Source organism: Kitasatospora sp. NPDC096077, from assembly GCF_040303245.1.
GTDB lineage: Bacteria > Actinomycetota > Actinomycetes > Streptomycetales > Streptomycetaceae > Kitasatospora.
On the sequence record NZ_JBEOSV010000024.1, the window covers coordinates 38,264 to 55,785 of the forward strand.

Genomic DNA, 17,522 nt, shown 5'->3' on the forward strand with positions numbered 1-17,522 from the left:
GGCGAGCCGGAGGGAACCCGCCTACCGCTGCTCCCACGGCGGCCGCGGCGGCCTGGGCGGGTAGCCCGGCACCTGCTGCCCCGAAGCTCCCGAGGCTCCCGAAGGACCGGCCCCCGAGGACCCCGAAGGCCCTGGAGCCCCCGAAGGACCGGCCCCCGACGGCCGGTCGCTGTCCGGCGGCGGCGGTGCGGCCCGGTGGTGCGGCCCCGGACGTGCGGTGAGGCGCCCGCGCACGTTGTCGGCGGCCAGCACGTCGGCCCACCGTTCGGGGTACTCGGCGGGCACGTCGACGTCGTCGCCGTCCTCCTCGCCCCACTCCTCCTCCACGCCCTCGGCCAGCCCCAGTTCGCGGGCCCGCCGGGCCCGTTCGACGGCCCGCCGGGCGGCGACCTCGCGGACCACCGCGGCGGCCGCCTCCTCGTGGGCGCGTTCGTTCTCGGCCCGGGCGTCGGCGGTCTCCAGGGTGGGCCAGCGGCGGTCTATGGCGGCGTTCATGGCGGCGCCGATGAGCACCGCGAGGGCCACCACGAAGATCCACAGCAGCACGGCCACCGGCGCGGCCAACGAGCCGTACACCGAGGGCCCCTCGACCGAGCTGACCAGGTAGAGCCGCAGGCCGACGCTGCAGAAGACCAGCACCACCAGGGCGACCAGGGCGCCGGGGATGTCCTCGCGCCAGGGCGTGGAGACGGGGACGGCCAGGTGGTAGAGGGTGGTCAGGGAGACGATCAGCAGCAGGATCGCGACCGGCCAGTAGGCGGTGCCGACCACTCCGGCGGCGCCGGGTACGGCGTTCTCCACCAGTCCGGGCCCGGCCATCAGCAGTGGCAGCACCAGGGAGCCGATCACCAGGGCGCCGAGGTAGAGGACCAGCGACAACGCCCGGGTCTTGACGATGCCCCGCTTGCCGTCCAGCCCGTACATGACGGTGATGGTGTCGATGAAGATGTAGAGCGCCCTGGAGCCGGACCACAGCGACAGCAGGAAGCCGATCGAGATCAGGTCGGGCCGGGTGTGGTCGAAGACCTGGCTGAGCAGCGGTTTGACGACCTCGTTGACCGAGGAGTCCGACAGGACCGTCCCGGAGGCCGCGACGATGTCGTGCTTGAGCCGTTCGATGGCCTCCGCGCCGATGAACCCGTCGAGGTAGCCGAGGGTGGCGGCCAGGCCGAGCAGCAGCGGCGGGATCGACAGCAGGGTGAAGAAGGCCGCCTCCGCGGCGAGGCCGGTGACCCGGTACTCGACGCAGGTGTTGGTGGTGTCCCTGACCAAGTCCCACGCCGTGCGGCGCCAGGTGGCCTGTTTGGCCGCGCGCCGGGAGCCCTTGCCCCGGCGCCTGGAGGGCCGCTCGGGGTTCGGTCTGCTCGTATCGCCTGCTGCTTGCACAGGGCTAACGGTATCGGGCCCGGGCAGCGCTGTTGATCTCCCCGGGGGTACCGGCGCGTGTACGGCGGTGGTCCGGACTCCCCGTCAGTCCCGCCGTCCGGGGCCCGGCGCGCTCCCGGCCGGACGCCCGGCCGGGAGCGGCGGGAACGGCCGATCGTCCCGCATGTCGAAACCCTGGCGTCCATTATTCGGATGTTAGTGGACCGCGAGTCCTGCGCCGTGCGAATCTCTTGCCATGTCTAGCGCCGGAACCACCCTGGTAGGTCGACTCCACGTCGACCTCCTCCGCGTGTCCAGCGCCATCTGTCCGGTGACCTGAGCCCACCCGCCGCTCCACCACACCCGGCGCCGATCCCACCGCCGTCCGCCGCACCCGCGGATGCGCAGGCGCCCACCCGGCAAGGTCACTGCTCTCCCGGCCCTGAGTCGCCGGCCCTGAGAAACCCGCAGGTCACAGCAGCACCGCATGGCCGAGCACGCCCCGCGACCCACCCGGCGCCAGCGCCCCACCTGCCCAGAAGGACTTCACCATGGCCACCTCCCCCGAGACCGCCGAGCCCACGGCCGACCGCGCCGACGCGCGCCGCCCCGGCGCAGCCGCCGCGGCTCGCAAGGTGACCCGCCACCGCGGCGAGGGCCAGTGGGGCATGGGCCACCACACCCCCCTGAACGCCAACGAGCAGTTCAAGAAGGACGACGACGGTCTCAATGTGCGGACACGCATTGAGACGATCTACGCGCACCGGGGCTTCGACTCGATCGACCCCGCCGACCTGCGCGGCCGGATGCGCTGGTGGGGCCTCTACACCCAGCGCAAGGAGGGCATCGACGGCGGCAAGACCGCGATCCTGGACCCGCACGAGCTGGACGCCGAGTACTTCATGCTCCGGGTGCGGATCGACGGCGGCCGGCTGACCGTCCCCCAGCTGCGGGCCATCGCCGAGGTCTCCGAGGAGTACGCCCGGGGCACCGCCGACCTGACCGACCGGCAGAACATCCAGTACCACTGGATCCGGATCGAGGACGTCCCGGCGATCTGGCGCAAGCTGGAGGCCGTCGGCCTGTCCACCACCGAGGCCTGCGGCGACACCCCGCGCGTCATCCTCGGCTCCCCGGTGGCCGGCGTCGCCGAGGACGAGATCATCGACGGCACCCCGGCCATCGAGGAGATCAACCGCCGCTTCATCGGCAACCCGGAATTCTCCAACCTGCCGCGCAAGTTCAAGTCCGCGATCTCCGGCTCCCCGCTGCTGGACGTGGCGCACGAGATCAACGACGTCGCCTTCGTCGGCGTGGTCCACCCCGAGCACGGGCCCGGCTTCGACCTGTGGGTCGGCGGCGGCCTGTCCACCAACCCCAAGCTGGGCGTGCGACTCGGCGCCTGGGTCCCGCTGGAGCAGGTGCCGGACGTCTTCGGCGGCGTGATCGGCATCTTCCGCGACTACGGCTACCGCCGGCTGCGCAACCGCGCCCGGCTGAAGTTCCTGCTCGCCGACTGGGGCGCGGAGAAGTTCCGCCGGGTGCTGGAGGACGAGTACCTGAAGGACCGGCTGATCGACGGACCGGCGCCGGCCGAGCCGGCCGGCCGCTGGCGCGACCACGTCGGTGTCCACCGGCAGCGGGACGGCCGCTACTACATCGGCTTCGCCCCGCGCGTCGGCCGGGTCGACGGCAAGCTGCTCGGCCGGATCGCCGACCTCGCCGCCGCCCACGGCAGCGACCGGGTCCGCACCACCGCCGAGCAGAAGATGCTGATCCTGGACGTCGCCGAGGAGCACGTCGAGTCGGTGGTGGCCGGCCTGGAGGAGCTCGACCTGCGGGTCACCCCCTCCCCGTTCCGCCGCGGCACCATGGCCTGCACCGGCATCGAGTACTGCAAGCTCGCCATCGTCGAGACCAAGGAGCGCGGCCGCTCCCTGATCGACGAACTGGAGCAGCGCCTGCCGGAGTTCGCCGAGCCGCTCACCATCAACATCAACGGCTGCCCGAACGCCTGCGCCCGGATCCAGGTCGCCGACATCGGCCTCAAGGGCCAGCTGGTCACCGACGAGAACGGCGACCAGGTCGAGGGCTACCAGGTCCACCTGGGCGGCGCGCTCGGCCTGGAGGCCGGCTTCGGCCGCAAGGTCCGCGGCCTCAAGGTCACCAGCGCCGGCCTGCCCGACTACGTCGAGCGCCTGCTGACCCGCTACCAGGCCGACCGCACCGAGGGCGAGCGCTTCGCCCAGTGGACGGCCCGGGCCACCGAGGAGCAGCTGTCGTGAACGAGCGGAGCGGGAGAACCGATCGGGCAGGGCGTGTTCGCGAAGCGAACGCCGAGCGCAGCGAGGTGGGCGATGAGTGAGCGAGCCGCGCCGTTCTTCTGCCCCTACTGCGGGGACGAGGACCTGCGCCCGTCCGAGGCCGGCCACGGCTCCTGGGAGTGCCACGGGTGCCGCCGCGCCTTCCAGTTGAAGTTCCTCGGCCTGCTGTCACCGACCAACGGGGGTACGTCACATGAGCAGCACCGCGACTGACCACGCGGAGCTCGCGGAGCGGGCCGGCCGCGAGCTGGAGGAGGCCACCGCGCAGGAGGTGCTGCGCTGGGCCGCCGAGACCTTCGGCGCGCGGTTCTGCGTCACCTCCTCGATGGAGGACGCGGTGGTCGCCCACCTGGCGGCCTCGGTGTTCCCCGGCGTGGACGTGGTGTTCCTGGACACCGGCTACCACTTCGCGGAGACGATCGGCACCCGGGACGCGGTGGCCGCGACCATGCCGGTCAACGTCATCACGCTCACCCCGCTGAAGACCGTCGCCGAGCAGGACGCCGAGCACGGGCCGCGGCTGCACGACCGCGACCCGGACCTGTGCTGCGCGCTGCGCAAGGTCGAGCCGCTGGGCCGCGGCCTCGGCGGCTACGACGCCTGGGCCACCGGGCTGCGCCGCGACGAGTCGCCGACCCGGGCGAACACCCCGGTGGTCGCCTGGGACCCGAAGCGCCGCAAGGTCAAGATCGCCCCGATCGCCCGGTGGACGCAGCAGGACGTGGACGCCTACGTCGCGGCGAACGGCGTGCTGCTCAACCCGCTGCTCTGGGAGGGCTACACCTCCGTCGGCTGCTCGCCGCTGTCCTGCACCCGCAAGCCGGGCGAGGGCGAGGACGCCCGGGCCGGCCGCTGGTCCGGCTCCGGCAAGACCGAGTGCGGCATCCACCTCTGACCGGCCCGCCCCGCCGGGGCGAGGCCTGACGAACCGTCAACTACTGCGTAAGGAAAGAGCCGTGACAGCGAACACCCTGGCCGCCGATGGAGCCGCAGGGGCGGCCCCCGCGGCCTCCCCCTGCGAGCGCGGCGCCACCGTGTGGCTGACCGGGCTGCCGAGCGCGGGCAAGACCACGCTGGCCTTCGCGCTGGCCGAACGGCTGCGCGCCGAGGGCCACAAGGTCGAGGTCCTGGACGGCGACGAGATCCGCGAGTTCCTCTCCAAGGGCCTCGGCTTCTCCCGCGAGGACCGGCACACCAACGTCACCCGGATCGGCTTCGTCGCCGAGAAGCTCGCCGCCAACGGCGTCAAGGTGCTCGCCCCGGTGATCGCCCCGTTCGCGGACTCCCGTGCGGCGGTGCGCGAGCGGCACGCCGCGGCCGGCACCGAGTTCCTGGAGATCCACGTCGCCACCCCGGTGGAGCTGTGCGCCGAGCGGGACGTCAAGGGCCTGTACGCCAAGCAGGCGGCCGGCGAGATCTCCGGCCTGACCGGCGTGGACGACCCGTACGAGGCCCCGGCCGCACCGGAGTTGCGGCTGCAGACGCAGGGCCGTGCGGTCGCCGAGTCCGCCGCCGAGCTGCACGCCTTCCTGACCGAGAGGGGTCTGGCATGACCACCGCGACCGACAGTCCGGTCCGCACCGACGACGCCGACCCGAATCCGGGGGGCCCCTTCGCGCTGTCCCACCTGGACGCGCTGGAGGCCGAGTCGGTGCACATCTTCCGCGAGGTCGCGGGGGAGTTCGAGCGCCCGGTGATCCTGTTCTCCGGCGGCAAGGACTCCATCCTGATGCTGCACCTGGCGCTCAAGGCCTTCGCGCCCGCGTCCGTCCCCTTCTCGCTGCTGCACGTCGACACCGGCCACAACTTCCCCGAGGTGATCGCCTACCGCGACCGCGTCGTGGCCGAGCACCACCTGCGCCTGCACGTCGCCCACGTCCAGGACTTCATCGACGACGGCCGGCTGCGCGAGCGCCCGGACGGCACCCGCAACCCGCTGCAGACCGTCCCGCTGCTCGACGCCATCGAGTCGAACCGTTTCGACGCGGTGTTCGGCGGCGGCCGCCGGGACGAGGAGAAGGCCCGCGCCAAGGAGCGCGTCTTCTCGCTGCGCGACGAGTTCGGCGCCTGGGACCCGCGCCGCCAGCGCCCCGAGCTGTGGTCGCTGTACAACGGCCGGCACGCCGTCGGCGAGCACGTCCGGGTCTTCCCGCTGTCCAACTGGACCGAGCTGGACGTCTGGCAGTACATCGAGCGCGAGGGCATCGAGCTGCCGGAGATCTACTACGCGCACGAGCGCGACGTCTTCTCCCGCAACGGCATGTGGCTGACCGCCGGCGAGTGGGGCGGCCCCAAGGACACCGAGCCGGTCCAGCGCCGGCTGGTCCGCTACCGCACCGTCGGCGACATGTCCTGCACCGGCGCCGTCGACTCGGACGCCACCACCATCGAGGCCGTGATCGCCGAGATCGCCGCCAGCCGCCTCACCGAGCGCGGTGCCACCCGCGCCGACGACAAGCTGTCCGAGGCCGCGATGGAAGACCGCAAGCGCGAGGGGTACTTCTAAGCATGAGCACTGCAACCGCCACCGCCCTGCTGCGCTTCGCCACCGCCGGCTCCGTCGACGACGGCAAGTCCACCCTGGTCGGCCGCCTGCTGCACGACTCCAAGTCGGTCCTCGCCGACCAGCTGGAGGCCGTCGAGCACGCCTCCCGCAACCGCGGCCAGGAGGCGCCCGACCTCGCCCTGCTCACCGACGGCCTGCGGGCCGAGCGCGAACAGGGCATCACCATCGACGTCGCCTACCGCTACTTCGCCACCCCCCGGCGCCGGTTCATCCTCGCCGACACCCCCGGGCACGTGCAGTACACCCGCAACATGGTCACCGGCGCCTCCACCGCCGAGCTCGCCGTCGTCCTGGTCGACGCCCGCAACGGCGTGGTCGAGCAGACCCGCCGGCACGCGGCCGTCGCCGCGCTGCTGCGGGTGCCGCACGTGGTGCTGGCCGTCAACAAGATGGACCTGGTCGACTACGCCGAACCGGTGTTCGCCGCCATCGCCGAGGAGTTCACCGGCTACGCGGCCTCGCTCGGCGTGCACGACGTGCTGGCCGTCCCGATCTCCGCGCTCGCCGGGGACAACGTCGTCGAACCCTCCGCCCACATGGACTGGTACGGCGGCCCGACCCTGCTGGAGCACCTGGAGACCGTGCCGGTCGGCAGCGACCCGAGCGCGGAACCCGCCCGCTTCCCGGTCCAGTACGTGATCCGCCCGCAGACCGAGGAACACCCCGACTACCGCGGCTACGCCGGCCAGCTGGCCTCCGGCGTGCTGCGCGTCGGCGACCCGGTCACCGTCCTGCCCTCCGGCCTGACCAGCACCGTCGCCGCCATCGACGCCCTCGGCCGCCCCGCCGACGCCGCCTGGGCCCCCCAGTCGGTCACCGTCCGGCTCGCCGACGACCTCGACATCTCCCGCGGCGACCTGCTCGCCGCCGGAACGGCCCCCGCGACCGGCAAGGACGTCGAGGCGACCGTCAGCCACCTCAACGAACGGCCGCTGCGCGCCGGGGACAAGGTGCTGCTCAAGCACACCACCCGCACGGTGCGCGCACTGGTCAAGGAGATCTCCTACCGGATCGACATCGACACTCTGGAACAGCGTTCCGGCGCAGAGGGGTTGAACGTCAACGACATCGGCCACGTGAAGCTGCGCACCGCCGAGCCGCTGGCCCTCGACGACTACACCGACAACCGCCGCACCGGCTCGTTCCTGCTGATCGACCCGGCCGACGGCACCACCCTCACCGCCGGCATGGCCGGCGAGGCCTTCGCGACCGCACCGGCCGCGGACGCAACCGACGCACCCGACGAGGAGGACTGGGTCTGATGCCCAGCGAGGCGTTCTCGGGCATGGACAAGGAAGGCGGCCGCATCGGCAGCGGCGTCCTCGGCAGCGGCCAGGGCGGCCTGACCCGATGTGCGGGCCGACGGGGCTGAGAACGCCCTGTCACCGGGCCGCTCCCCCTCGGCCGCCCGGCTTGCCCCGGCAGCGCACTGCCGCGAGCACCATCCTTCCGAACTCCGCTCCCGAGACCGTCTTCTGACGGTCCGTCCGCGAACAGGACCCACCATGGCACCGAACCCCGCCCTCGCGCATACCCCGACACGCCCCGGCGCCGGCCGGATCAGACGCGTCGCCGCCGCCGCCGCGGCCGGCCTGACCGCGGTCGCCCTGCTGTCCGCCTGCGGCTACGGCTCCAAGGCGGACAAGTCCGACGACAAGGCCAACGCCGCCGCCACCGCCGGGACTTCGGGCGCCAAGCTGTCCGCCGACACGGTGAAGATCGGCTACTTCGCCAACCTGACCCACGGCACCCCGCTGGTCGGCCTCCAGGAGGGCATCTTCCAGAAGGAGTTGGGCGCCACCCAGGTCAAGACCCAGGTCTTCAACGCGGGCCCGGCCGAGATCGAGGCGCTCAACGCCGGCTCGATCGACATCGGCTGGATCGGCCCCTCCCCCGCGATCAACGGCTACACCAAGTCGAACGGCCAGTCGCTGAAGATCATCGGCGGTTCGGCCTCCGGCGGCGTCAAGCTGGTCGTCAACCCGGAGAAGATCACCTCCCTGGACGACCTCAAGGGCAAGAAGATCGCCACCCCGCAGCTGGGCAACACCCAGGACGTGGCCCTGCTCAACTACCTGGCGGGCAAGGGCTACAAGGTCGACGCGGCCTCCGGCGCGGGCGACGTCTCGGTGGTGCGCACCGACAACAAGGTCACCCCCGACGCCTACCGGTCCGGCTCCATCGACGGCGCCTGGGTGCCCGAGCCGACCGCCTCCAAGCTGGTCACGCTCGGCGCGAAGGTCCTGCTCAACGAGAAGGACGTCTGGCCGGACAAGAAGTTCGTGATCACCAACATCATCGTCTCGCAGAAGTTCCTCAAGGAGCACCCGGACGTGGTGGAGGCCGTGCTGCGCGGCTCGGTGAAGACCAACGCCTTCATCAAGGCCAACTCCGACAAGGCCAAGGCCGACGCCAACGAGGCGATCAAGAAGGAGGCCGGGAACTCCCTGGAGCCCGCGATCCTCGACCCGGCCTGGGCCGACATCGACTTCCTGGACGACCCGCTGGCGAACACCCTGCAGGCCGAGGCCGACCACGCCGTCACCGCCGGGCTCCTCAAGAAGCCCAACCTCAACGGCATCTACGACCTCACCCTGCTGAACAAGGTGCTCGCCGCCCAGGGCCAGCCCGCCGTGTCGGACGCCGGCCTCGGCGCCAAGTAGCGCCCCGGCCCTCCAGGTTCCGCGGTCCGGCCGCCCCGCCCGCCCGGTCGATCCCGATCGATGCCCACCGGCCGGGCGGGGCCCGGACCCCGGCTCACCGCCCCGCGGCCCCGCAGCCCCCTCAAGTCTTGCCAGACCACTCACGCAGGAGGTGCCCGGATGACCCCGGCACTGACCACCCCGGCGGACGCACCCGGCGCCGACGCCCCCGGCGGTGCGCCCGCCGTCCGGATCTCGCACGTACACAAGTCCTTCGGCCGCCCGGGCTCCCAGACCCACGTGCTGGACGACATCACCCTCGACGTCGCCCCCGGCGAGTTCGTCACCCTGCTCGGCGCCTCCGGCTGCGGCAAGTCCACCCTGCTCAACCTGGTCGCCGGCCTCGACGAGCCCACCCGCGGCAGCATCGAGGTGCCCGGCGGCCGCCCCGCCCTGATGTTCCAGGAACACGCCCTGTTCCCCTGGCTCACCGCCGGCCGCAACATCGAACTCGCCCTCAAGCTGGCCGGCGTCCCCCGCCCCGAACGGCGCGCCGAGGCCGAGCGCCTGCTCGAACTGGTCCGCCTGAACGGCGCGTACGGCAAGCGGGTGCACGAGCTGTCCGGCGGCATGCGCCAGCGCGTCGCGATGGCCCGGGCCCTCGCCCAGGGCAGCAAGGTGCTGCTGATGGACGAGCCGTTCGCCGCGCTCGACGCCATCACCCGCGACGTGCTGCACGACGAGATCACCCGGATCTGGGCCGAACGGCAGCTGTCCGTCCTCTTCGTCACCCACAACGTGCGCGAGGCCGTGCGCCTGGCCCAGCGCGTCGTCCTGCTCTCCTCCCGGCCCGGCCGGGTCGCCCGCGAATGGCGGATCGACCTGCCCCAGCCGCGCCGCATCGAATCCACCGGCGTGGCCGACCTGTCCATCGAGATCACCGAAGAACTGCGTGGGGAGATCCGCCGCCATGGCCAGCACTGACACCACCCTCCCCCGCCCGGACCGCGACACCGCGTCCGACGCCGCCCCCGGCAGCGGGTCCGACACCGCCTCCGACACCGCCGACGTCGGCGCCGGCCTGGACGCCCTCGACTCGGTCTCCGCGCAGCGCAGTTCGCTCGGCGAGGTGCTGCGGCAGAAGGCGCTGCCGCCGCTGATCGGCGTGCTGGTGGTGCTGGCCCTGTGGCAGGGCGCCTACAGCCTGCACGTGACCTCCTCGTACAAGCTGCCCAGCCCCGCCGACGTCTGGCGCTCCCTCCAGGACCTCTGGTACCAGGGCACGCTGCTCTCGATCGTCTGGACCAGCGTCTGGCGCGGCCTGTCCGGCTTCCTGCTCGCCGTCGTCATCGGCACCCCGATCGGCCTGGTCGTCGCCCGGGTCAAGCCGGTGCGCACCGCGATCGGCCCGGTCCTCCAGGGCCTCCAGTCGCTGCCCTCGGTCGCCTGGGTGCCGGCCGCCGTGATCTGGCTCGGCATCAACGACTCGATGATGTACGCCGTCATCCTGCTCGGCGCCGTCCCGTCCATCGCCAACGGCCTGGTCGCCGGCATCGACCAGGTGCCGCCGCTGTTCCTGCGGGCCGGACGCACCCTCGGCGCCACCGGCCTCACCGGCGCCCGGCACGTGCTCATCCCCGCCGCGCTGCCCGGCTACCTGGCCGGCCTCAAGCAGGGCTGGGCCTTCTCCTGGCGCTCGCTGATGGCCGCCGAACTGGTCGCCTCCTCCCCCGACCTCGGCCGCGGCCTCGGCCGGTTCCTGGAGGACCAGCGCGAGTTCTCCGACATGTCCGGCGTGCTGCTCGGCATCATCCTCATCCTGTTCGTCGGCATCGCCATCGAACTGCTGGTGTTCACCCCCGTCGAGCGCCGGGTGCTGCGCAACCGCGGCCTGCTGGCCTCCGGAAAGTGAGCCGGACCCCGGTGCCCGCCCTCCTGCTGATCGCCCACGGCAGCCGCGACCCGCGGCACGCCGCGACCGTGGCCGCGCTGGTGCGGGAGGTGCGGGCCCAGCGGCCCGCCCTGGAGGTCGCCACCGCCTACCTCGACCACTGCGCGCCGCGGATCCCGCAGGTCGCCGCCCGGCTGACGGACGCGGTGGCCGTCCCGCTGCTGCTCAACCGGGCCTTCCACGCCAAGCACGACATCCCCGCCGCGCTGCGCGCCACCGGCGCCGCGCTGCCGGTCGCCGACGTGCTCGGCCCCTCCCCGCTGCTGCTCGCCGCCCTGGACCGGCGCCTCGCCGGAGCCGGGCTCGACGTCCGCTCGGCCGCCGTCCGGGCCCGCACCGGTGTGGTGCTGGCCGCCGCGGGCTCCTCCGACCCGGCCGCCGACGCCGCCACCCGCGCCGCCGCCGCCACCTGGCGCCGCACCCGCGGCTGGGCCGCCGTCGAGGTCGCCTACGCCTCCGCCGCCGGCCCCCGCGTCCCCGACGCCCTCGCCGCCCTGCGCACCGCCGGCGCCACCCGCACCGCCGTCGCGCCCTACCTGCTGGCCCCGGGCCTGCTGCCCGACCGCATCGCGGCGGCGGCCGAGGACGCCGACCTGCTCGCCGACGTCCTGGGCCCCGCCCCCGAACTGGCCACCCTGCTGCTCCAGCGCCACGACGAGGCCCGCCGGGCGGCGGAGGCGGGGTCGGCGGAGGCCCTCACCGCCTGAGCGCGAGGCCTCACCGGCTGTTCTTCTCGGCCCGGTGCAGGCGCTCGGCACGATCGAGCGCCTCCCAGGCCTGCGCCCTCGCGAAGTGCCGCCGGATCCCGCGCTCCGACGGTTCGCCCGACACGGTGTCGGTACTCTCCGACCCACCGCTCGCCTCTCGTCCTACGGTTGCGGCCCTGCGGTGCTGGTACTCGGCCACCGCAGCGGTGATCACGCTGAGCGGCACGGGCTCGTCCACGTCGGCGATGGCGGCCTCGATCCACTCCCGCATGACGGCCGTCGGCTTCACCCCCCGCTCCAACGCCCGGTGCCGGACCTCGTCCATCACCGGCTTGGGCAGCCGCAGCGAGGTGGTGATCATCACCGACTCCGCCACCACCTGCTCGCCGGGCTCGGCGGCCGTGATCTCGTCCTCGGTCAGCTCGTGCGTCCCGTAGTGCTCGGCGATCGCCTCGAACTCCCTACTTCCGTCTGCCATCCGCGCCTCCACCTCCTCTCCGGCCGCAGCCTGCCGTCGATCCCGCGCCGAAGGCCAACCACCGTCACCCGGACGGGCGACGGCGGCCGGAAGCGTGTACGGCGCGCACGGCCGGAGCCGTGCGCGCCGTGGGCCTCGGTGCGTCAGACCCGGCGGAGCACGAAGGTGTCGTCCGGGTGGCCGGCGTTGGCGTCGGCGAGGCCGCCGGAGAGCTGGTAGAGGGCGCCGGCCGGGCCGGTGGTGACGGCGGTGGGGGTGGCGTCGGCGGAGGGGTGGACGGCGGTGAGGCGGGCGGTGCGCCAGTGGTCGTCGGAGCGGAGTTCGACCTCGGCGTCGCGGCCCGCGCCGAAGAAGGCGTTGGTGACGCCCGCGATGGTGCCGTCCGGGCGGCCGAAGATGCCGTCGAGGTGGAGCAGGGCCCCGCCGTCGGCGATCTCGACCCGGCGCAGCGCGGACGGGTCCCACAGCGGGAGCTGCCACAGGGTGCCGTCGTCCCACTTGCCGAGGACGAGCCGGCCCTCGCGGTAGGCGATGCCGTTGAGGCCGTAGGAGCCGGGGGCGGCGGTGAGCCGGTCGTCGCGCAGCAGGACGGATCCGGTGCCGTCCGGGTCGACCCGGTAGACGACGGGGGCGAAGGAGTCGGTGACGTAGGCGGTGCCGTCGGGGGCGAGGGCGATGTCGTTGGCGAGGTGGCTGCCGCCGTCGCCCGCGACGGCGGCGAGGTCGGTGTAGTAGAGGCGGCGGCCGGTGTCGAGGTCGTAGGCGGCGATGCCGGCGACCCGGCCGAGGGTGGCGGGGCCGCTGCGCTCGCCGACGCCGTTGTCGAGGTTGGTGACCAGGATCCGGCGGTGCACCCGGTCGATCCGCAGGCCGGCGATCTCGATCAGGGTGCCGGGGTCGTCGATCAGGGTGTGGACGCTGCCGTCGAGGCCGACCGCGGAGACGGTACCGTGCCGCAGCGAGCCGACCAGGAAGCGGTGGTGGGCCTGGTCCCAGACGGCGGTCTCGGGCACCAGGGTGGGGGCGTGGCCGGTGATCACGGCCGGGGCCGGGCAGCGGGCGGCCGCGGCGGCGGGTAGCGTGCCGGCGGTGCCGACCAGGGTGGCGGCGGCCGCGAGGGCGACCAGGGTACGGCGGACGGCGTGGTGGTGACGCTGCATCGGGGACTCCCTGGGAGGGGGCGTTCGGTGTCGTGATCAAGCCTCCCGTGGGCACCGTCGCGCCGGCAGTGCGTGGGGATACTGGTAGTCGGACCACCAGGAAGGACCGGGAAGGGCGGGGGACATGGACGAGTCGGAGGAGCGCCGCACGGAGCTGTCGGGCTTCCTGCGCAGCCGTCGGGCGCGGTTGACGCCGCAGCAGGTGGGGATGGCGCCGGGGGTGCGGCGGCGGACGCCGGGGCTGCGGCGGGAGGAGCTGGCGCTGCTGGCCGGGGTGGGGGTGACCTGGTACACGTGGCTGGAGCAGGGGCGGGACATCCACCCCTCGCCGGAGGTGCTGGCGAGCCTGGCCCGGACGCTGCGGCTGGACCGGGCGGAGACGGCGTACCTGTTCCGGCTGGCGGGCAGCCACCCGATGGACGGGGAGGTGAGCGCGCCCGCCGAGGTCCCGGCCCCGCTGCTGCGGCTGATGCACGCGCAGTGGCCGGCGCCGGCCTGGGTGATGGACGCCAACTGGGACCTGCGGGCGTGGAATCCGGGCGCGGACGCGCTGTTCGGGCTGGAGGGGCGGCCGCCGGAGGAGTGCAACATGGCCTGGGTGGTGTTCGGGAACGCCGTGCACCGGCGCCGGGTCGACCACTGGGAGGAGCACGCCCGGCACTTCCTGGCCCAGTTGCGGTCGGCGTACGCGGAGCGCGGCGGTGAGGCCACCGCGGTGGGCCGGCACCTGGGCCGGATGATCCAGCACGTGCGGGGCGAGCACCCGGAGGCGGACCGCTGGCTGGACGAGCACCAGGTGGCGGAGCGGTCGGGGGCCGAGAAGGTGGTCCGGCACGAGGGGTTGGGCGAGTTGCGGATCGACCAGCACGTGCTGCTGGCCGCCGAGGGGCTGCAGTTGATCGTGATGGCGCCGCGGGACGAGCGGACGGCGCAGCGGCTGCGCCTGCTGGCCCCGACGGCCGTCGCCGTACGGGCGTGACCCGGGTCCGTCGTACGGGTGCGACCCGGGTCCGTCGTACGGGCGTGACCCGGGTCCGTCCGCCGACGGACCCGGGTCGGCCCGGCGGGCGTCAGGCCGGGAGGTTCCACTTCTGGTTGGCGGCGCCGTTGCAGTCCCAGATGCCGAGCTGGTTGCCGTTGGCGGTGGAGAAGCCGAGGTCGTCCAGGCAGCGGCCGGACTGCGGGTTGAGCAGCGAGCCGTCGGCGCGGGCCTGCCACTGCTGGGAGCCGGTGCCGTTGCAGTCGTAGAGCTGGACCAGGGTGTGGTTGACGGTGCCGCCGCCGGAGACGTCCATGCACTTGCCGAGGGCGCGGATGGTGCCGTCGGAGCCGATCCGCCACTTCTGCGCCAGGCTGCCGTTGCAGTCGTAGATCTGGACGGGGGTGCCGTTGCTGTAGTTGGCGCCCTTGACGTCGACGCACTTGCTGGCGTAGCCGGTGATCTGGCCGGTGGGACCGGCCGGCGGGGCGGCGCCGACGATGACGCGCGGGAACATGACGGTGTCGCCGATGCCGCAGGCCGCGGAGGCGCTGCCGTCGCCCATCGCCACGCCGCCGAACGCGGGGCGCGAGAACTGCACGGTGTGGTTGGAGTTCCAGTAGTAACAGGTGGCGGTCACGGTCCAGGTCTGCATCGGGTCGAGGCCGCTGCAGGTGCCGATCGCGTTCCAGCCCGCGACGTAGGCGCCGCAGGAGGGTGCGGCCTGGGCTGAGGTGGCCGGTGCGGCCAAGGCGGCGGCTCCTGCGAGCAGGGCGGTGGTCAGCAGAGCGGAGGTTCGGCGCATCGGGGGATGGTCCTTCCGGGTCGGCGGATCACGTCAACTCAACTTCTGTGGCCGCATGGTGACTGTGCGACAGGTGTGTGCGGGCCGTGTAGAAGAATCGATCCTCCGCAGTCCTCCGTCAAGCGTTAGTTCAAAGCAGTCTGCAACTGATTCATCTGAGCTGATGATTTCAGCCAGCCAGGCCGCGCCGGACAGCCCGGCTCGGCCCGAAACGCGGAACGGGCCCCGCGCCCTCCCCGTCAGTGGGAGGTCGCGGAGCCCGTCCGCAGGAACCCCGGGTCGGCGGCCGAACGCCGCCGGCCGTCAGTCGGCCGTGCGGCGCTGGCGCCCGGTGCCGTAGTTGGAGCCGGACTTGGTGCCGCTGCCCGGCCGGGCCCGGCCGGAGGAGCGCCCGATGAACCCGGCGGCCTGCTGCCGCTCGCCCTGCTGGCCGGCCGCGCCGAGGCGCTGCTTGGGGCGGGGGCGGCGCGGGTTGCCGTTCATGTCGACGTCGGTGGGCAGCCCGGAGCGCTTGCCGGAGCGGCGGCGCGGGCCGCCCGACCGGCCGTCGGCGCCCTTGCCGTCGGCGGAGCCGGCCGGGGCCGCGGGCTGGGCGGCGACCGGGACGGCCAGCGCGACCGCGACGCCGCTGGGCGTGCGGGCGCCGGTGATCCGGGTCAGCTCGGCGTCGCCGGGACGGATCTTGGTCACGGTGGGGCGGATCCCGGCGACCGTCATCAGCCGGTTGACCTCGCGGCGCTGCTCGGGCAGCACCAGGGTGACGACCGTGCCGGACTCGCCGGCCCGGGCGGTGCGGCCGCCGCGGTGCAGGTAGTCCTTGTGGTCGATCGGCGGGTCGACGTTGACGACCAGGTCGAGGCCGTCGATGTGGATGCCGCGGGCGGCCACGTTGGTGGCGATCAGCGCGGTGACCTCGCCCTCGCGGAACTGGTCGAGGACCCGGTTGCGCTGCGGCTGGGACTTGCCGCCGTGCAGGGCGGCGGCCATCACGCCGGTCGCGCGCAGCTGCTTGGCCAGCCGGTCGGCGCCGTGCTTGGTGTGCACGAACATGATCACGCGCCCGTCGCGGGAGGCGATGTGGGCGGTGGCGGAGGCCTTGTCGGTGGGCTCCAGCTGCAGGACGTGGTGGTCCATGGTGGTGACCGCGCCGGCCGAGGGGTCGACCGAGTGGGTGACCGGGTCGGTCAGGAAGCGCTTGACCAGCCGGTCCACGTTGCGGTCCAGGGTGGCGGAGAACAGCATCCGCTGCCCGCCCTCGGCGACCTGCTCCAGCAGCCTGCTGACCTGCGGGAGGAAGCCCATGTCGGCCATCTGGTCGGCCTCGTCGAGGACGGTGATGGCGACGTCGGACAGGTTGACGTCACCGCGCCCGATCAGGTCGTCCAGGCGGCCGGGGGTGGCGACCAGGACCTCGGTGCCGCGGCGCACCGCGTTGGCCTGTCGGCTGATGCCCATGCCGCCGACGACGGTGGTGATCCGCAGGTTGACGGCGGTGGCGTACGGGGTGAGCGCGTCGGTGACCTGCTGGGCGAGCTCGCGGGTGGGCACCAGGACGAGCGCCAGCGGGTGCCGGGAGTCGGCGCGGCGACCGGCGGTGCGGGCCAGCAGCGGCAGGCCGAAGGCCAGGGTCTTGCCGGAGCCGGTGCGGCCGCGGCCGAGCACGTCGCGGCCGGCGATCGAGTCGGGCAGGGTGGCGCCCTGGATCGGGAACGGCTCGGTGACGCCCTCGCGGGTGAGCGCGGAGAGGATCGCCTTGGGCAGGTCGAGCTCGGCGAAGGTGGCCGCCGGCGGCCGGGCCGGGGTGCCCTCGACGACGGTGAAGTCGGCGGGCTCGGCGGCGACGGCACGGCCGTTCTTCGGGGCGCCCGTCTTGGGGGCGCCGGTGCGGCCGCGCGGCTTGCGCGGGCGGTCCGCGCCCTCCGCGGTGCGGCGGGGGCGGCCGGTACGGCCCTGGTCGGCCGAGCGCTCGGCCGAGCGGGTGGTGGTGCGGTCCGCGCTGCGGTCGCCGCGCTCGCGCGGGGTGCGGGCAGGGGTGGTCACGGGGTCTCCGTCCGTTGGTCGGTGGCCCGCGGGATCGCGGGTCGATCGGCCGTCGGAAGGGAGTGCGCCGCCCCGGCCGTTCGGCGGCATGAACGAGGGCCCGCACCGTCGAGCGGTACGGGCCCCCGCTTCACGAGATCATGGATCGCGCGTCAGCGTGATGCTGGCGTCAGCCGATGACCTGGATGTTCTCGCCCTGCGGGCCCTTCTGGCCCTGCGTGACCTCGAACTCCACGCGCTGGCCCTCGACGAGCTCGCGGAAGCCGTTGGCCTGGATGTTCGAGTAGTGGGCGAAGACGTCCGGGCCGCCGCCGTCCTGCTCGATGAAGCCGAAGCCCTTTTCGCTGTTGAACCACTTCACGGTGCCGGTAGCCATAACCGTCTCCTCATATTGGGGCATCAGGGACTCACACCTCGTGAATCCCGGAGTAGCCGCGATCCCCATCCGGAGACTGAAACACCGGACAAAACAAATGCGCCTGTTGGTTGGGACCAGCAGGCGCAC

General features: G+C 73.4%; 18 protein-coding genes. 12 read left to right on the forward strand and 6 right to left on the reverse strand.

Going from position 1 to position 17,522, the window contains the following annotated elements; translation table 11 throughout:
• Positions 1–21: 21 nt before the first annotated feature.
• The gene (locus ABTZ03_RS21580; RefSeq protein ID WP_502894537.1) at positions 22–1,386 is read right to left on the reverse strand and encodes a YihY/virulence factor BrkB family protein; all 1,365 of its coding nucleotides are present in this window, start codon (positions 1,384–1,386) and stop codon (positions 22–24) included.
• 235 nt (positions 1,387–1,621) lie between these two features.
• Here ABTZ03_RS21580 and ABTZ03_RS21585 point away from each other — a divergent pair, with 235 nt between their 5' ends.
• The 11 genes from ABTZ03_RS21585 to ABTZ03_RS21635 all read left to right on the forward strand — a co-directional run bounded on the left by ABTZ03_RS21585 (position 1,622) and on the right by ABTZ03_RS21635 (position 11,555).
• Positions 1,622–1,705, forward strand: a complete 84-nt coding sequence (locus tag ABTZ03_RS21585) for a putative leader peptide (protein ID WP_318264789.1) — start codon at positions 1,622–1,624, stop codon at positions 1,703–1,705.
• A 211-nt stretch (positions 1,706–1,916) separates the two neighbouring features.
• Positions 1,917–3,650 (forward strand): nitrite/sulfite reductase, encoded by a 1,734-nt coding sequence (locus tag ABTZ03_RS21590; RefSeq protein WP_350514657.1) that lies wholly within the window; start codon positions 1,917–1,919, stop codon positions 3,648–3,650.
• Positions 3,651–3,722: 72 nt separating this feature from the next.
• Positions 3,723–3,902: a hypothetical protein gene (locus ABTZ03_RS21595; protein ID WP_350514658.1), complete on the forward strand. Its 180-nt coding sequence runs from the start codon at positions 3,723–3,725 to the stop codon at positions 3,900–3,902.
• Positions 3,883–4,584: a phosphoadenylyl-sulfate reductase gene (locus ABTZ03_RS21600; RefSeq protein WP_350514659.1), complete on the forward strand. Its 702-nt coding sequence runs from the start codon at positions 3,883–3,885 to the stop codon at positions 4,582–4,584. Before ABTZ03_RS21595 ends, ABTZ03_RS21600 begins: the two co-directional genes overlap by 20 nt.
• A 76-nt stretch (positions 4,585–4,660) precedes the next feature.
• Positions 4,661–5,242, forward strand: coding sequence for an adenylyl-sulfate kinase (gene cysC / locus ABTZ03_RS21605; RefSeq protein ID WP_350514744.1), 582 nt, complete (start codon positions 4,661–4,663; stop codon positions 5,240–5,242).
• Positions 5,239–6,195 carry a sulfate adenylyltransferase subunit CysD gene (gene cysD, locus ABTZ03_RS21610; protein WP_350514660.1) on the forward strand — a complete coding sequence of 319 codons (957 nt, stop codon included), beginning with the start codon at positions 5,239–5,241 and terminating at the stop codon, positions 6,193–6,195. The genes cysC and cysD overlap by 4 nt, the downstream gene beginning before the upstream one ends.
• Before the next feature lie 2 nt (positions 6,196–6,197).
• The gene (locus ABTZ03_RS21615; RefSeq protein ID WP_350514661.1) at positions 6,198–7,517 is read left to right on the forward strand and encodes a sulfate adenylyltransferase subunit 1; all 1,320 of its coding nucleotides are present in this window, start codon (positions 6,198–6,200) and stop codon (positions 7,515–7,517) included.
• Between the two features lie 243 nt (positions 7,518–7,760).
• Complete coding sequence (locus tag ABTZ03_RS21620; RefSeq protein WP_350514662.1) at positions 7,761–8,918, forward strand: aliphatic sulfonate ABC transporter substrate-binding protein; 1,158 nt, start codon at positions 7,761–7,763, stop codon at positions 8,916–8,918.
• Between the two features lie 159 nt (positions 8,919–9,077).
• Entirely contained in the window at positions 9,078–9,881 is an 804-nt protein-coding gene (locus tag ABTZ03_RS21625; protein ID WP_350514663.1) for an ABC transporter ATP-binding protein, read from the forward strand.
• Positions 9,868–10,809, forward strand: a complete 942-nt coding sequence (locus tag ABTZ03_RS21630; protein ID WP_350514664.1) for an ABC transporter permease — start codon at positions 9,868–9,870, stop codon at positions 10,807–10,809. The genes ABTZ03_RS21625 and ABTZ03_RS21630 overlap by 14 nt, the downstream gene beginning before the upstream one ends.
• Complete coding sequence (locus tag ABTZ03_RS21635; RefSeq protein WP_350514665.1) at positions 10,806–11,555, forward strand: sirohydrochlorin chelatase; 750 nt, start codon at positions 10,806–10,808, stop codon at positions 11,553–11,555. The genes ABTZ03_RS21630 and ABTZ03_RS21635 overlap by 4 nt, the downstream gene beginning before the upstream one ends.
• A 10-nt stretch (positions 11,556–11,565) precedes the next feature.
• Here ABTZ03_RS21635 and ABTZ03_RS21640 read toward each other — a convergent pair whose 3' ends face one another.
• Together ABTZ03_RS21640 and ABTZ03_RS21645 are read right to left on the reverse strand one after the other, a co-directional pair.
• The gene (locus ABTZ03_RS21640; RefSeq protein ID WP_350514666.1) at positions 11,566–12,033 is read right to left on the reverse strand and encodes a hypothetical protein; all 468 of its coding nucleotides are present in this window, start codon (positions 12,031–12,033) and stop codon (positions 11,566–11,568) included.
• A gap of 143 nt (positions 12,034–12,176) precedes the next feature.
• A complete protein-coding gene (locus tag ABTZ03_RS21645; RefSeq protein WP_350514667.1) occupies positions 12,177–13,193 on the reverse strand; it encodes a hypothetical protein in 1,017 nt (338 codons plus the stop codon).
• Positions 13,194–13,317: 124 nt separating this feature from the next.
• On the opposite strand from ABTZ03_RS21645, the gene ABTZ03_RS21650 reads away from it, so the two are divergent.
• A complete protein-coding gene (locus ABTZ03_RS21650; RefSeq protein ID WP_350514668.1) occupies positions 13,318–14,172 on the forward strand; it encodes a helix-turn-helix transcriptional regulator in 855 nt (284 codons plus the stop codon).
• A gap of 91 nt (positions 14,173–14,263) precedes the next feature.
• On the opposite strand, the gene ABTZ03_RS44265 is transcribed toward ABTZ03_RS21650, so the two are convergent.
• The 3 genes from ABTZ03_RS44265 to ABTZ03_RS21665 form a co-directional block, all read right to left on the reverse strand.
• Positions 14,264–14,977, reverse strand: coding sequence for a ricin-type beta-trefoil lectin domain protein (locus ABTZ03_RS44265; protein ID WP_502894539.1), 714 nt, complete (start codon positions 14,975–14,977; stop codon positions 14,264–14,266).
• A 303-nt stretch (positions 14,978–15,280) separates the two neighbouring features.
• The gene (locus ABTZ03_RS21660; RefSeq protein ID WP_502894540.1) at positions 15,281–17,107 is read right to left on the reverse strand and encodes a DEAD/DEAH box helicase; all 1,827 of its coding nucleotides are present in this window, start codon (positions 17,105–17,107) and stop codon (positions 15,281–15,283) included.
• Positions 17,108–17,186: 79 nt separating this feature from the next.
• Positions 17,187–17,393: a cold-shock protein gene (locus ABTZ03_RS21665; protein ID WP_350514670.1), complete on the reverse strand. Its 207-nt coding sequence runs from the start codon at positions 17,391–17,393 to the stop codon at positions 17,187–17,189.
• Between the last annotated feature and the right edge of the window lie 129 nt (positions 17,394–17,522).

What these genes read in the sequence shown, in the direction of transcription:
- ABTZ03_RS21585 (WP_318264789.1), top strand. Translation starts at nt 1,622, where the DNA reads ATGTCTAGCGCCGGAACCACCCTGGTAGGTCGACTCCACGTCGACCTC.
- ABTZ03_RS21590 (WP_350514657.1), top strand. Translation starts at nt 1,917, where the DNA reads ATGGCCACCTCCCCCGAGACCGCCGAGCCCACGGCCGACCGCGCCGAC.
- ABTZ03_RS21595 (WP_350514658.1), top strand. Translation starts at nt 3,723, where the DNA reads ATGAGTGAGCGAGCCGCGCCGTTCTTCTGCCCCTACTGCGGGGACGAG.
- ABTZ03_RS21600 (WP_350514659.1), top strand. Translation starts at nt 3,883, where the DNA reads ATGAGCAGCACCGCGACTGACCACGCGGAGCTCGCGGAGCGGGCCGGC.
- cysD (WP_350514660.1), top strand. Translation starts at nt 5,239, where the DNA reads ATGACCACCGCGACCGACAGTCCGGTCCGCACCGACGACGCCGACCCG.
- ABTZ03_RS21615 (WP_350514661.1), top strand. Translation starts at nt 6,198, where the DNA reads ATGAGCACTGCAACCGCCACCGCCCTGCTGCGCTTCGCCACCGCCGGC.
- ABTZ03_RS21620 (WP_350514662.1), top strand. Translation starts at nt 7,761, where the DNA reads ATGGCACCGAACCCCGCCCTCGCGCATACCCCGACACGCCCCGGCGCC.
- ABTZ03_RS21625 (WP_350514663.1), top strand. Translation starts at nt 9,078, where the DNA reads ATGACCCCGGCACTGACCACCCCGGCGGACGCACCCGGCGCCGACGCC.
- ABTZ03_RS21630 (WP_350514664.1), top strand. Translation starts at nt 9,868, where the DNA reads ATGGCCAGCACTGACACCACCCTCCCCCGCCCGGACCGCGACACCGCG.
- ABTZ03_RS21640 (WP_350514666.1), bottom strand. Translation starts at nt 12,033, where the DNA reads ATGGCAGACGGAAGTAGGGAGTTCGAGGCGATCGCCGAGCACTACGGG.
- ABTZ03_RS21645 (WP_350514667.1), bottom strand. Translation starts at nt 13,193, where the DNA reads ATGCAGCGTCACCACCACGCCGTCCGCCGTACCCTGGTCGCCCTCGCG.
- ABTZ03_RS21650 (WP_350514668.1), top strand. Translation starts at nt 13,318, where the DNA reads ATGGACGAGTCGGAGGAGCGCCGCACGGAGCTGTCGGGCTTCCTGCGC.
- ABTZ03_RS44265 (WP_502894539.1), bottom strand. Translation starts at nt 14,977, where the DNA reads ATGCGCCGAACCTCCGCTCTGCTGACCACCGCCCTGCTCGCAGGAGCC.
- ABTZ03_RS21660 (WP_502894540.1), bottom strand. Translation starts at nt 17,107, where the DNA reads ATGCCGCCGAACGGCCGGGGCGGCGCACTCCCTTCCGACGGCCGATCG.
- ABTZ03_RS21665 (WP_350514670.1), bottom strand. Translation starts at nt 17,393, where the DNA reads ATGGCTACCGGCACCGTGAAGTGGTTCAACAGCGAAAAGGGCTTCGGC.